This is a genomic window from Caballeronia catudaia, from assembly GCF_001544755.2.
Taxonomy (GTDB): Bacteria; Pseudomonadota; Gammaproteobacteria; order Burkholderiales; family Burkholderiaceae; genus Caballeronia; species Caballeronia catudaia.
Genome location: NZ_FCOF02000011.1, coordinates 1 through 12,485, shown reverse-complemented (window position 1 = coordinate 12,485; position 12,485 = coordinate 1). Strand labels below are relative to the sequence as shown.

The 12,485-nt window shown below is 62.9% G+C and carries 12 protein-coding genes; 4 read left to right on the top strand and 8 right to left on the bottom strand.

Going from position 1 to position 12,485, the window contains the following annotated elements; all coding sequences use genetic code 11:
* Positions 1 to 348 precede the first annotated feature (348 nt).
* Entirely contained in the window at positions 349 to 1,818 is a 1,470-nt protein-coding gene (locus tag AWB75_RS14330) for an outer membrane protein assembly factor BamB family protein (RefSeq protein ID WP_061124747.1), read from the top strand.
* Positions 1,819 to 1,881: 63 nt separating this feature from the next.
* Here the strand turns inward: AWB75_RS14330 and AWB75_RS14325 are convergent, their stop codons facing one another.
* The gene (locus tag AWB75_RS14325; RefSeq protein WP_087086622.1) at positions 1,882 to 2,127 is read right to left on the bottom strand and encodes a hypothetical protein; all 246 of its coding nucleotides are present in this window, start codon (positions 2,125 to 2,127) and stop codon (positions 1,882 to 1,884) included.
* A 190-nt stretch (positions 2,128 to 2,317) separates the two neighbouring features.
* Complete coding sequence (locus AWB75_RS14320) at positions 2,318 to 2,830, bottom strand: flavin reductase family protein (RefSeq protein WP_061124746.1); 513 nt, start codon at positions 2,828 to 2,830, stop codon at positions 2,318 to 2,320.
* A 373-nt stretch (positions 2,831 to 3,203) separates the two neighbouring features.
* Between AWB75_RS14320 and AWB75_RS14315 the strand changes: the two genes are divergently transcribed.
* Positions 3,204 to 3,728, top strand: coding sequence for a phasin family protein (locus AWB75_RS14315; RefSeq protein ID WP_061124745.1), 525 nt, complete (start codon positions 3,204 to 3,206; stop codon positions 3,726 to 3,728).
* A 45-nt stretch (positions 3,729 to 3,773) separates the two neighbouring features.
* On the opposite strand, the gene AWB75_RS14310 is transcribed toward AWB75_RS14315, so the two are convergent.
* From AWB75_RS14310 to AWB75_RS14290, 5 genes are all read right to left on the bottom strand, one after another.
* The gene (locus AWB75_RS14310) at positions 3,774 to 4,766 is read right to left on the bottom strand and encodes an ABC transporter substrate-binding protein (protein WP_061124744.1); all 993 of its coding nucleotides are present in this window, start codon (positions 4,764 to 4,766) and stop codon (positions 3,774 to 3,776) included.
* Between the two features lie 2 nt (positions 4,767 to 4,768).
* Positions 4,769 to 5,962 carry a Gfo/Idh/MocA family protein gene (locus AWB75_RS14305; protein WP_061124743.1) on the bottom strand — a complete coding sequence of 398 codons (1,194 nt, stop codon included), beginning with the start codon at positions 5,960 to 5,962 and terminating at the stop codon, positions 4,769 to 4,771.
* A complete protein-coding gene (locus tag AWB75_RS14300) occupies positions 5,962 to 7,287 on the bottom strand; it encodes a Rieske 2Fe-2S domain-containing protein (RefSeq protein WP_061124742.1) in 1,326 nt (441 codons plus the stop codon). The genes AWB75_RS14305 and AWB75_RS14300 overlap by 1 nt, the downstream gene beginning before the upstream one ends.
* A 19-nt stretch (positions 7,288 to 7,306) precedes the next feature.
* Positions 7,307 to 8,269 (bottom strand): PDR/VanB family oxidoreductase, encoded by a 963-nt coding sequence (locus tag AWB75_RS14295; protein ID WP_061124741.1) that lies wholly within the window; start codon positions 8,267 to 8,269, stop codon positions 7,307 to 7,309.
* 186 nt (positions 8,270 to 8,455) lie between these two features.
* A complete protein-coding gene (locus tag AWB75_RS14290) occupies positions 8,456 to 9,781 on the bottom strand; it encodes an MFS transporter (protein WP_087086620.1) in 1,326 nt (441 codons plus the stop codon).
* Between the two features lie 263 nt (positions 9,782 to 10,044).
* Between AWB75_RS14290 and AWB75_RS14285 the strand changes: the two genes are divergently transcribed.
* Both AWB75_RS14285 and AWB75_RS14280 read left to right on the top strand, forming a co-directional pair.
* Complete coding sequence (locus AWB75_RS14285; protein ID WP_061124740.1) at positions 10,045 to 10,632, top strand: MarR family winged helix-turn-helix transcriptional regulator; 588 nt, start codon at positions 10,045 to 10,047, stop codon at positions 10,630 to 10,632.
* 131 nt (positions 10,633 to 10,763) lie between these two features.
* Positions 10,764 to 12,254 carry a trypsin-like peptidase domain-containing protein gene (locus tag AWB75_RS14280; RefSeq protein ID WP_061124739.1) on the top strand — a complete coding sequence of 497 codons (1,491 nt, stop codon included), beginning with the start codon at positions 10,764 to 10,766 and terminating at the stop codon, positions 12,252 to 12,254.
* Positions 12,255 to 12,284: 30 nt separating this feature from the next.
* Here the strand turns inward: AWB75_RS14280 and AWB75_RS14275 are convergent.
* Positions 12,285 to 12,485: hypothetical protein (locus tag AWB75_RS14275; protein ID WP_143746434.1), on the bottom strand; the 201-nt coding region annotated here is incomplete at its 5' end.

The following is a 12,485-nucleotide window of genomic DNA, read 5'->3' as shown; positions in this document are numbered from 1 at the left end:
TGAGATTCCAACTTTAAAGGCGTGCGGTCGTCCCCGGCCACTAGAGAAATCCGATTCGGGTGCGGCGCTTCGGCGTTTGCGGGCATTTCCAGACATCATCGAGCAATGTGTTGGACCCAGGCCACCATTCCGTTCCCTTTTGCCGGGCCCTTCGTCATCTCATAGCGAAGCGCTCTGCACAGAAGCATTGCAAATTCAGCCGGTTAGGTTCGACCCCGCAGACGCGATCCACGATTGGCGTGATCCGTGCATTTGACCGCTCACGGAGGGGGTCGATGCCTTCTTGCTGAGTGCATCGAAGCAAGTCATTGCTCTCCTCCGAAACGACAAGTCATCCAGGGAGTCGCGATGAACATAAAACCCGTGCTGTGCGCCGCCGCGCTCGCGGCGAGCGCGAATCTCGGCTATGCCGAGTGGAGATACCCGCACGCCGACGCGGCGAACACCGGCTTCGCCAAGGTCGTCACAGCCCCGGCGACGATGACCGTACGTGCCGCGACGATCGGCCCGCTCGCTTCAGGCGCGGGTCCGGTCGTAGGCCCCGACGGGACGGTCTACATCGGCAATCTCAACGGACAGGTGCTCGCCTTTCACGCCGATGGCTCGCCGGCCTGGAGCCGTCAGTTGCCTGCCGGACAATGGGTGACGTCCTCGCCCGTGGTCGGTGCGGACGGGTCCGTATATGTGGTCGCGGAAACGCGCATGCTCGTCGCGGGAGAGACGAGTCTCTATCGCTATGAATCCACGCTGCACAAGTTCTCTGCGGGCGGAGGATGGCTGTATCAGGCGTCCTTTCCGCAGCGCTGGAGCGGCACCCAATACAGCAGTCGCGGCGATGCCAACGCGCCGCCGAACATATGGAGCAGCAACGGCGTCGAGGCGATCATCGTCCCGGCGGTCTACTCCACATCGGTCTATACCTCGTTGCGTCTGATCGCGTTCTCCACCAGCGGCGCCGTGCTGGGCGATACGCTCGTCATGGAGCCGACGCCCGGCACCGTGTCGGGCGGCGCGAGCTGGCACCAGTTGCTCGACCTGTTGCCTCCCTGGGGATTCGACGTTCCGTCCGGGCCGCCGACATGCACGAACTTCGCCGTATGCCTGCCCGACGATACGACGTGGCCGCTAGCCGACGTCGCCATCTGGCAGAGCGACAAAGGCGAGGCGCCGACCGTGATGGTGTCGGATGCGAGACAGGATCTGGTCGGCTATACGTTCGATCCCGCGCAGGGATTCACCGAACGCTTTCGTGTGCATGACGCGAATCGCGTCGCATCGTCGGGCCCGCTCGTCTTGCCCGATGGTCACACGGTCGTGGCCGCGAACGGCGAAAAGTCGAACCGCCTTGCGTATGCCGGACCGAACTTCACGCCCGTGGCCGATTCAACCGGCAATCTCGGCGTCGTCGCGGCCGTGCCGACGCGTCTGCCCGACGGCCGGCTGATCGCCGTCGAACATAAGGGCGGGCTCGCGGGCTTTTCCGCAGGCAACGTGCTGAGCAACCATGTCGATCTGCCAGGCGAGTCGATCGTTGCGGCTGCCGCATCGTGCAACCTCGTGTATGTCGCGACCGCGGGCGCTTTGACCACGCTCGATATCGCGACATTGCAGCCCGTTGCGGCGCTGATGTGGCATGGCGGCGGACGCTCGGCGCCGGTCATCAGTTCGACAGGCTACGTGTATGCGACGGCAGCGACCAGCAGCGACGCGACGAACTTCATGTTCGTCTTTGCGCCGCTCAATCCGCCGGCAACCAGCTTTCACGGCACTGCGTGCGACGCAAACACCAAGACATCGGGTGGATTGGCAACGAGATAAACTGACTTCGCCATTGTTCATGCATATCGTCGATCAGCGCGTTCGCGAATGCATCGCGCTTGCTCAGCCGCTGTTATCCGGGCCATCCGTAAAGCGCGATAACAATCGCTTCAGCCGTTCACGCTGCCGGGGAACCAGACCCGGCGTCTCTTGCACTTCGATGACACGGCTGCGCCAATATGTTCGGCCGAACAGGGAATCGACCCCCTCGCCCGCAAGAACGCGCTCGAGATGGTCGATCTCGCTGTCGACATTTCCGAGCGCGCAAACGACTCCGCGCCCCGGTCGCGGGGACGAGCTTTTTTTCATCTGCTCTCAGGTTCATCGCGTCCGCGAGCCGACGATCATCACTGCTGTCGCCGAGCCTCTCGCGAAGCAAGTTCTAAATATGTAGCTAGCGTACATCAAAATTATCGCGTGACTGGAGAGGGTAAATGCGGATTTTGTGAGGCGGCGGGTCGCATAGCTCAGCGGTCTCGTGCAGTGTGGAAGGATCTGTCTAAGTCAATTCGCAAAACTCTTTCGAGTAGAGTTCGGCGCTCTGATCCAGGTTTCCTGTCGCTGCGTAAAGCAAGGGCTGGGCATCCGGAGCAAGCACGGCGCCATCGACCACGCGCCCCACGATAAGTCGATGATCGCCGGCTTCCACGTCGAGAACTATCTGACACTCGAAGCAGGCAAGCGCGTCGATCAAAAGCGGCGCTCTCGTCCTACCGGCTCGCCACTGCATCGACGAGAGCTTGTCGACCGCGCGGCCCGATTGGGTTCCGAAGTGCTCGGCCAACGCCTGCTGGTCCGCTCGCAATACATTTATTGTGAAGACCCGTCCGCCATTGAGAATCGGATAAGAGGCATGGGTTGGATTGATGCTGAGCGCGACAAGCAGCGGGCGAAAAGAGACCTGCATGATCGAACTTGCCGTGAATGCGTTTCGACGATCGCCGTCTGCAACGCCGATGACATAGACGCCTGCCGTCAAGCGCCGGAAGAGATCGGCCATGTTGTCTGTCATAGCACTTCACCTTTGGATTGCGGGCCCCGTTGCTTCCATGTCGGGGCACGAGCGCGAAGCCAAAAAGCGAAGGGCAAGCGACGTGCCCGCGCGGTCGCTGCACCGGCCGAGCGTGCTTAAAATTTTCTCGCGCGGGATAGGAACCACCGGATGTTCCCTTCGTCTCAAACGTGAATACGGCACGGTCCGGCCGTCAGCGCGTATCGCCGAGATTTTTATCGCGCATGCACGCGGCTGTCATATCGCGGTGACTTAATCAGGCAGACCCGGAGAATGTTCACGCAGCGCTTGTGAAAAGCGCGCGCCCGGTTTCGCCCGCATGCCGCATTTTCTCTCTTACCGATTTCAACTCGACTTTCAAAAGGAGCGGTCAATGTTCCACTATCCCGGCTATTTCGCTTACCAGATCCCGTCGCTCGCGCGCGCCAATTTGCAGGCGTTCTTGAACATGACCGGGCAATTCGCGAGCGGTCTGCAGGCGCTCGCCGATCTGAATGTACAAACGGTTCGCAAGGTGGTCGAGGAAAGCAACGCCCTTCTGAGCGCGGGAGATGAAGCCGGTGCAGGCGACGTGCTCGGCTGGCAGTCGGTCATGCTCGCGCAGTTTCCGCAAAAGGCGGCTTCCTATGGCCAGCATGTCCTGTCGATCGTGAAGAACACGCAAGACGACATGATCGGCGAAGCGCGCAATCAGTACGAACGCAACGGCATCAAGTTCAATGACATGTCGAAGGCCGCCGTCGATGACGTGCAGACCGCCGCGCAATCGTCGAACGCCCTCGTCACGAATCTGGCCGATTCGGCGAATGACGCTGCACGCGAAACGAGCAGCGCCGTACTGGATGCAAGCGGCGAAATCGCCAAGACCTCACGTGCTTCGGCCAAGCGATCGCTCTGATCCTGCGATGACGCATGGAGCCGCACAAGCGGCTCCATGAAGCGGTCAGATCTTGAAACTCTCCAGCGTGGCGGGATGAAACAGTTCCTCCGGCTGCAACAGCCGGCTGGACAAACCTTCCTCGTGATGCCGCTTCAGGAAGCGCGACAGCACATGCCGGTTCGGCTCGAAACCGTACGACCAGAAATCATGCCCCATGAGACGCCGCGCGTTGCGCAACTGCTCTTCGATGAAAGGCAGCGTCACTTTGGTCGCGGACGTGTCGCTCAGTTTCGCGAGCGCGACCGCCTTGCTCTTCTCGAAGGCCTTCGCCACCGCGCCCGGCAGCCACGGATGCTGTTCCGCCAGCGTGCGCCGTACGCCCAGCAGATGCATGATCGGGAACAGCTTCGTGCGTGTGTACCAGTCGGCAGCGGCCTTCTGCGGATCGTCGTAGAGATACTTCACGTTCGGATGACCGTTCGTGAAGCACGATGGCGCGCGCGGACCGATGAGCGCATCGATTTCCCCGGACGCGAGCATGCCGGAGATGGTCTGGTTTTCGGGTGCGTTCTCTAGCCGAACGTCGTCGGGCAGCTTGAGACTGATCTTCTCCAGACGACCGGTTTCTTCGTAGCCGCCGCGAATCCACGTCACATCCGATGCCTTCACGCCGTGGTCTTCCTCCAGGAACAGACGCGCCCACACGTTGGCCGTCAACTGGTACTCCGGCACGCCGATACGCTTGCCCTTCAGATCGGCGGGCGACTCGATGCCGCGATCGCTACGCACGTAGATCGACGTATGGCGAAACGCGCGCGACGGAAAAATCGGCACGCCGATATACGGGCTCGTGCCCGCCGCCGTCTTCACGCTATAGCTCGACAGCGAGAGTTCGCAGATGTCGTAATCCGCGTGACGAAACGCGCGAAAGAAGATCTCTTCCGGGTCTTGCAGCATGAAGGTCGGATCGACGCCATCGATCTGCACTTCGCCGTCGACCAGCGGCCGCATGCGATCGTAGTTGCCCACCGCGACCGACAGATTGAGTTTGCCCATGTTCAATATTCCTTGGTATTCGTGGTTTCGCCGCCGATGAGCACATCGCGCTGCTCCGCGCTCGAACGCAGCATTGCAAGGCAGATTTCCAGCGTGCCGCGCGCCCATATGCCGTCGTGCAGCGGAGCGGTGTCGCCGTGCACGGCGGCGATGAGTTCGTCGATGACTTCAGCGCGCGGCACCGCGGGCGCTTCGAGCGAGATCCGTTCGCGCCGTTCGTCTCCATACACGACGATGCCGTCGGGCATCGGCCGCAAGTCGCCACGCTCGCATGACACGATCAGCGGCCCGAAGTGCTGGTGCCTTCGCGCATCGGGTGCTTTCGATGCAGGCGTGTAAGCGTTGCCGCCATAAGTGCCCGCGGCCTTGAGCCGTGCCTCTTCCTCTCCGGATGCAACCTGAGACAGCTTTCGACGGGCGACGCCGTACTCGTCGGCGCTGCGCGTCTGTCCCATTTCACCGATCCAGCCGGTCCACTCGTCGGAATCGAAATGCGCATAGCCGTTGTACGAAAGCGTCGCGAACGCGCCGTTCTCGAACCACAGCGTGGCCGTGTACGCGCCTTCCGTACGACGCGCCGCGTCCCAGTTGCCGACCGCGGCGCGAATGCGCGTCGCGCGGCTTCCCGCGAGCATCCGCACGATATCCACCTGATGCGCCGCCTGACTGAACACCGCGCCGCCGCCCTCTTCGGTCCTTAGTTCCTCGGGCCGGCGCGGCCTGTAGAGATAGTCGGTGTAGTTGAGCGCGTGGATCATCTTCACGTCGCCGAACGCACCCGATGCGATCAGCTCGCGCGTACGCAGATACGGCGTATCGAAGCTGTGGCAATGGCCGACGATCAGATGCACCTTCGCTTCACGGCATGCGTCGATCATGTCGTCGCATTCATCGAGCGACAGCGCCATCGGCTTTTCGACGAGCACATGCCTGCCATGCGATGCCGCGATTCGCGCATGCGCCGCATGAAACTGGTGCGGGCTCGCGATGTATATCGCATCGATGTCCGGCCTGCGCGCGAGGGCTTCGATGTCTTTGAAAGCAGGCGCGTCGAAGTCGGCTTCGAATTGCGCGCGCGCCGTCTCGCGCGGATCGCAGGCCGCGACGAGCTGCACGCGCGCGTCGGCGAGAAACGTCGGCAGCATCAGCGAGAAGGCGCGGCCCAGTCCCGCGATGCCGAGTCGGATCGTCTCCATCAGACCTGAACCTGATAGTTCGACTCCAGTTCCGGCGAAGCCTCTTCGGCAGGCGCGATCCACACCGGATGCGCGGCGTACTGCTTCCAGTCGGTGTCCTTGGGCACCATCGCCTGGAACGAGCACACGCTGCGCGGAATCGCCTTCTCGCCGGTGCCGATGGCCCCATCGCCCGACTGGAACTCCTTCAGCGCATCGAGCATGCGGCGGCGGAATTCCACAACCGCGACATCGCTCGCGCCGAGCCGCTCTTCGGTGCGATCCGCGATCGGGCCCATCGTCACCCACATTGCGATGTCCTGATTCGGAAAGCCCTTGATGCCGGTGAAGTTGCCCGCCTTCATGGCCTCCCGATCCTGCCAGAAGCGGTTGTCGTGATTGCGCAGCGGCCGGTAGAACGCGTCGAGATCGATGCCGACCTGCTGCCCCAGAAACTTGCGCCAGGTTTCGGTTTCCGGCGTCTTGTCGGCATGTCCCCACGCCATGAAATAGAACGCGGTGCTGGTGTCGTCGCACGGCACGTTGATGTTGGCGACGTTATACAGGTTGTTCGGCGGAATCAGCGCGGTGGCCGGCGCGACGAACACCGTCGAGCGCACATAATCGTGCGTGGCGGCGTTCTGAATCGGGCGGCGCAGCGCGGCATAGCGGAAGCCGTAGCTCGTGCGATGCACCTGCATACGCGGCGCCTTGTCCGTCGACGGACGCAGCCAGTTCTTCGAGGTCGCTTCCGCGCCGCCGACGCGCGCCGGCACGAAGTCCGACGAATGCAGGCTCGAACTGTGCGCGGAATCGATCGCGCCTTCGAGAATCTGCGCCCAGTTGCACGGCAGAATCGCTTTCGCGATGCTCACACGCGTATCTTCGGTCGGCGCCCACGCAGGCGGGACGAACTCGGGAATCGCGTCCTGCGGACCCATGTACGCCCAGATGAAGCCGCCCCACTCCTTCGTTTCATACGCCTTGTGCTTCGTCTTCTTCGTCATGTCGCTGCACGAAGGCTCGGAGACCATTTCGATGACGTTGCCCTTCACATCCATCTTCCAGCCGTGATAAAGGCAGCGCAGGCCGCAATCCTCGTTGCGCCCATACACGAGCGACACGCGCCGATGCGGGCAGTATTCGTCCATCACGCCGACATTGCCATCGGTGTCGCGGAATACGACGAGATCTTCCCCGAACACGCGCGCCTTGACGGGCGCGCCGTCCGGCTCGCTGACTTCCTCGATGAGGCACACGGGCGTCCAGTGACGGCGCATCAGTTGACCCATCGGTGCATCGCCTTCGACACGGCACAGCAATTCATTTTCTTCATGCGTGAGCATTTACGCTTCTCCAGATATGTCAAAGATCGAGTACAAGTTCTTCGCTCTTCGCACGCGACACGCAGATCATGATCTGATCGCGCTTCTCGTCGTCGCCGAGCACCATGTCGCGATGGTCGGCCTCGCCCGCGCATAGCGTCGTGCGGCACGATCCGCACGTGCCGCTTTCGCATGAACTCGGCGCGCGAATGCCGTTGTCGCGCAGGATTTCGAGAATCGAGCGGTCCTTCGGAATCTCGAAGGAGCGGCCCGAGCGTTCGAGCTTCACGCTGAACGGCGTGTTGTCGGCCGCGCGCGACTGGTCCACGCCGAAGCTTTCGAAATGCACGCTGCCTGCCGGCCAATGGCCGGTCATGTCGCGCACGCCGTCCATCAGCGCGCGCGGACCGCAGCAGTAGACATGCGCGCCGCTGCCGGGCTTTTCGAAGACCGGCCAGAAATCGAACGCGTTGGCGAGGTCGCCGTGATCGTGATGAATCACCACATGCGGCTTCCATTCCGCGCTCGACAGTTCATCGAGGAAAGCCGTCGTCTCCGGGCTGCGCGAGACGTAATACAGCTTGAAACGCGGGCCGGCGGTGGTCTTGAGGTGACGCATCATCGACAGAACCGGCGTGATGCCAATGCCGCCCGCGACGAACACGAAGCTGCGCGCGCGTTCGCTCAACTCGAACTCGTTGCGCGGCTCGGAGACATCTATACGGTCGCCCTGTGCGACGTCGTCCGTCATGCTCATCGACCCGCCGCGGCCCGCCGCGTCGCGCTTGACGGCGATCACGTAACGGTCGGTTTCGTCCGGATCGTTGCACAGCGAATAGTTGCGGCTCGCCCCGCTCGGCACGCGCACCGTCAGATGCGCGCCGGCCGTGAACGGCGGCAGCTCGCGCCCCGCTTCATCGCGCAATTCGAAACGGAAGATGCCTTCCGCCACCGCGTCCTTCTTCGTCACCACGAGTGTCCTGAATGACAGTTCGTCGTTCATCGCCTCTGCTCTCCCGCTCATCGCCCCATTCGATGACGCCACGTTCCGGCGTCGATCACCATGTCGTTTATATTAGATATCTAATCATTTTGAAGCAAGCGGGTTTTCCCTGAAGTGCTTCGGATGCCGCAAAAGAAAACGGCGCCTTCATGACAAAGGCGCCGCCCCTGCTGCGAGATTCGAAGCTTAAGAATGCTTTTCCGCGTGCTCGCGCAGCGTATTGGCCGGCACGCCGATCAGCACGGCGAGGCCGCCGAGCAGTACGATCGCGGCGATCGCGGACAGACCGATCGCGAGACTGCCGGTCATCGTCTTGATCCAGCCGAGCGCAATCGGCCCGCAGAACGCGCCCACCTGTCCGAGACTGCTGATCGCGCCGATGCCCGCGGCAGCGGCGTCGTCGGAGAGATATGCGGGAGGAATCGACCAGATGATCGCGGCCGCCCCGAAGTACGAGATGGAGATCATGCCCAGGCAGATGATGGCCGCCGCCGTGTTGCCCGACAGCACGGGCAGCAGAAAGCCGCCCAGCGCGCCGACCGCCGTGCACAGGAAGAAGTGCCAGCGGCGCTCGAGCGTCACGTCGGAACTGCGCGCCACCGCGAACATGCCGAGCGCGCCGATGATGTACGGCAGCGCGGACAGCAGGCCGACGTTGAGCACGTCCGACACGCCCGCCTGGCGGATGATGGTCGGCGTCCAGTAGTTGAGGATCGTGCCGCACAGGGGCACCGTGCCCCAGCCCGCCGCGAGGATATACACGCGGGGATCTTTCAGCGCGACCAGCAGTTGGTGACGCGTGTGCTTCGCGGGCTTCTTTTCGGCGCGGTCGGCGGCGAGCGCATCGAGAATGATTTTCTTCTGCTCGTCGTCGAGCCAGCGCGCATCCTGCGGGCGATCGACGAGATAGAAGAACGCGACGATCCCCATCAGCAGCGCGGGCAGGCCTTCGAGGAAGAACAGCCATTGCCAGTTCTTGTAGCCGAGCACATCGACGAAGTTATGCAGGATCCAGCCCGACAACGGCCCGCCGATGATCCCCGCCGCGGCAATCGCCAGCAAAAAGCGCGACGTGATGCGCGCGCGCCGCGCGCCGGGGTACCAGTACGTCAGATACAGGATGATGCCGGGCCAGAAGCCCGCCTCGGCCGCGCCGAGCAGAATCCGCGCGATGTAGAACTGCATCGGCGTGGTCATGAACGCCATCGCGGTGGAAATGCCGCCCCACAGGACCATGATGCGCGAGACCGTCAGGCGCGCGCCGATCTTCTTGAGCCACAGCGTGCTCGGCACTTCCAGCAAGATATAGCCGATGAAAAACAGGCTCACGCCGAGACCGTATGCGGCATCGGACAGGCCGAGATCCTGCTTCAGATGCAACTGCGCGAAGCTGACGTTCACGCGGTCCAGATAGTTCAGCACCCAGCAGACGAAGATGAACGACATCAATCGCCAGGTGACCTTGTGATACGTGGCCTCGATGCGCGCGTCCGCCGCTTCCGATTCCGACATGAATTGCGTGACTGTGGATTTGGCCACCAAACGTCTCCGATTCCCGTGCTCATGAGGACGATGCGCCGGCGCGTGCGGGCTTGACCGCTTCGTCCGGGCATCTGCGTTTTTTATTCGATATCTAATCATAATGGTAAGGAGACGGCCGGGCGCGAACAAGTTCGGGTTTGCACGGAGAGACCTGTCCGATCTCCGGGCAGCAGGACGATCGACCCACCGGCTATCATGTCGGGGAAAGAGCCGCTCTACGAAAAGATACTGTCATGACACGAAAGAAGACTGTGGAAGGCGCGCCGCCGGAAACCGCGGAGATGCTGCGCCACTGGCACGAATCCGTGCCGAACGACCGTCTCGCGCACCTCGTCAAGGACGCCACCCGCTCGATGGTGCGCGCATTGCAGATGCGGCTGGCGGAGCACTCGGTATCGTTCGGGCACTGGACGTTCCTGCGCATCCTGTGGGAAAACGACGGCCTTACGCAGCGCGAGCTCAGCGAGCAGGCGGGCGTAATGGCGCCTACGACCTTCGCCGCCGTGACCGCGATGGAAAAGCTCGGGCTGGTCGAGCGTCAGCAGCGCCCCGAGAACAAAAAGAACACGCACGTGTTTCTGACCGCCGAGGGCCGCGCGCTGAAAGACAAGCTCGTGCCGCTGGCGGAGGAAGTCAACGAGATCAGCGTGACGGGCCTGAGCGAGCGCGATATAAAAGTCGCGCGCAAAGTTCTCCTGACGATCATCGAAAATCTGGCGGACGACGAATCCGGGTCGACGAATCCCATGCGACGCGTCTTGTCGACTCGCGAACTCGGCAAGCTGATCGCCGAACGCGGCGAGAGTCTGGAAGACGCCTGAGCGGCTGACGAACTTCGTTCGGCGGCACTTGGCGTCCACGAAACAATTCACCTAAAGTAAACATCAACCGGTCGCTGTTCGCGTGTTCGCCGATCCCCGCCGTACGCAACGGCGGCTCCGGGAGGTGTGTCGTGTTGCGCCCGTATCTCGTCCGTCTCCTGTTGCGCGTCGCGGTGGTGATCGCGGTGCTGGCGCACGTTGCGTGCTTCACGTTTGCGGCCACGCCAGCCGTCACGCCGCCAGTGACTTCAGAGCAAGGCGCATCGGCAGCGAAGGCGGAACCGGCGCCTGCGGCGAGCGCCGCCGAAGCACCCGATTTTCCCGCCATCGTCGGACGCTACGGTCCGGCCGTCGTGAACGTCAGGGCCGCCGCGCCCGATGATCAGCCGCGCACGGCGACCCCCGACAGCCTCGATGCCGACGATCCGCTTCTCGCCTTCTTCAAGAGCGTCGCGCCGCAGTTCAAGGAACACGCCAATCCTCCGGGCGTCATCTTCGCCACGGGCTCGGGTTTCATCGTGAGCGCCGACGGGCTGATTCTCACCACCGCGCATATCGTGAACCAGGCCGACGAAGTCAGCGTGACCCTGAGCGACCGGCGCGAGTTCAAGGCGAAGGTTCTTTCGATCGATGCGGAAAGCGACCTCGCGCTGCTGCGCATCGACGCGGCGAAGCTTCCCACCGTCACGCTCGGTGACTCATCGAAAGTGCGGCCCGGCGATCAGGTGCTGACGATCGGCTCGCCCGCGCGCTTTCAGACAACGGTCACGGCGGGCCTCGTCAGCGCGACGTCGCGCGACGGGCCGGACGGCAAGCGCTTCGCCTTCTTCCAGACCGATGTCGCAACCCATCCGGACAATTCCGGCGGCCCACTCTTCAATCGCGCCGGGGAAGTGATCGGCATCGACGTACAGGTGTATGCCGGCTCGGACGGTTTCCAGAGCCTGACCTTCGCCATCCCGATCAACGCGGCCAAGGTCCACATGCAGCCCGAAGCGCCACGCGAGGCATCGAAGGGCCGGCTCGGCATCGAGGTGCAGGACGTGGATCGCGGACTGGCGGGCGCGTTCGGCTTGCCGCGTGCGGCGGGCGCGCTCGTGATTTCGGTCGCGCCCGGTTCGCCGGCGCTCGCTGCGGGCGTCAGGACGGGCGACGTCGTCGTGCAAATCGGCGACAAGACGCTCGATCATGCCGCCGACTTCGTGCAGCAGGACGCGGCGCTCGCGCCCGGCGAAACGGTGCTGCTGCAGATCGTGCGCAACGCCAGGCCGGTGACGGTGACGATCAATCCGCGCGAGTCGGCGAAGAGTGAGCCGGTGAAGAGCGAGCCAGCGCCGAAGACCGAAGCAAAGGCCGTGGACCGGCTGGGTCTTTCCCTGCATCGTCTGACCGATGCCGAGCGCCGCGCAAGCGATTTGCCGCAAGGCCTGATGGTCGAGGCGGCCACCGGAGCGGCGGCGAAGGCGGGCATCCGGCCCGGCGACATCGTCCTCGGCGTGAACGATGAACTCGTCGAATCGCAGGAAGCGCTAGCCGCCTTGACTTCCAAAGGCGGCAAGAAAGCTGCATTGCTGATCCAGCGCAATCAAAAACGCAATTTCGTGTCCGTCGATTTGAAGTGAACGTCGCGAGGCTCGGTTCCCACAGCCATTTCACCTGCTTCCGCTGTCGGCTGCCAGCGGCTGTCCGTCAGCGAAAAGAGGCTGCAACTCCGGCCCGAGCGACTTCAGCATCTGCACGGCGAGTGCGCTCGTGAAATCGTAGCGCGCCGCATAAGGCTCGCGCACGTAGGCGGTCAGCGTGCCGAAGAAGCGTTCGCCGATCACGAAGACGAACGTCGCGCTCCGGTTCAC

What these genes read in the sequence shown, in the direction of transcription:
- AWB75_RS14330 (WP_061124747.1), top strand. Translation starts at nt 349, where the DNA reads ATGAACATAAAACCCGTGCTGTGCGCCGCCGCGCTCGCGGCGAGCGCG.
- AWB75_RS14325 (WP_087086622.1), bottom strand. Translation starts at nt 2,127, where the DNA reads ATGAAAAAAAGCTCGTCCCCGCGACCGGGGCGCGGAGTCGTTTGCGCG.
- AWB75_RS14320 (WP_061124746.1), bottom strand. Translation starts at nt 2,830, where the DNA reads ATGACAGACAACATGGCCGATCTCTTCCGGCGCTTGACGGCAGGCGTC.
- AWB75_RS14315 (WP_061124745.1), top strand. Translation starts at nt 3,204, where the DNA reads ATGTTCCACTATCCCGGCTATTTCGCTTACCAGATCCCGTCGCTCGCG.
- AWB75_RS14310 (WP_061124744.1), bottom strand. Translation starts at nt 4,766, where the DNA reads ATGGGCAAACTCAATCTGTCGGTCGCGGTGGGCAACTACGATCGCATG.
- AWB75_RS14305 (WP_061124743.1), bottom strand. Translation starts at nt 5,962, where the DNA reads ATGGAGACGATCCGACTCGGCATCGCGGGACTGGGCCGCGCCTTCTCG.
- AWB75_RS14300 (WP_061124742.1), bottom strand. Translation starts at nt 7,287, where the DNA reads ATGCTCACGCATGAAGAAAATGAATTGCTGTGCCGTGTCGAAGGCGAT.
- AWB75_RS14295 (WP_061124741.1), bottom strand. Translation starts at nt 8,269, where the DNA reads ATGAACGACGAACTGTCATTCAGGACACTCGTGGTGACGAAGAAGGAC.
- AWB75_RS14290 (WP_087086620.1), bottom strand. Translation starts at nt 9,781, where the DNA reads ATGTCGGAATCGGAAGCGGCGGACGCGCGCATCGAGGCCACGTATCAC.
- AWB75_RS14285 (WP_061124740.1), top strand. Translation starts at nt 10,045, where the DNA reads ATGACACGAAAGAAGACTGTGGAAGGCGCGCCGCCGGAAACCGCGGAG.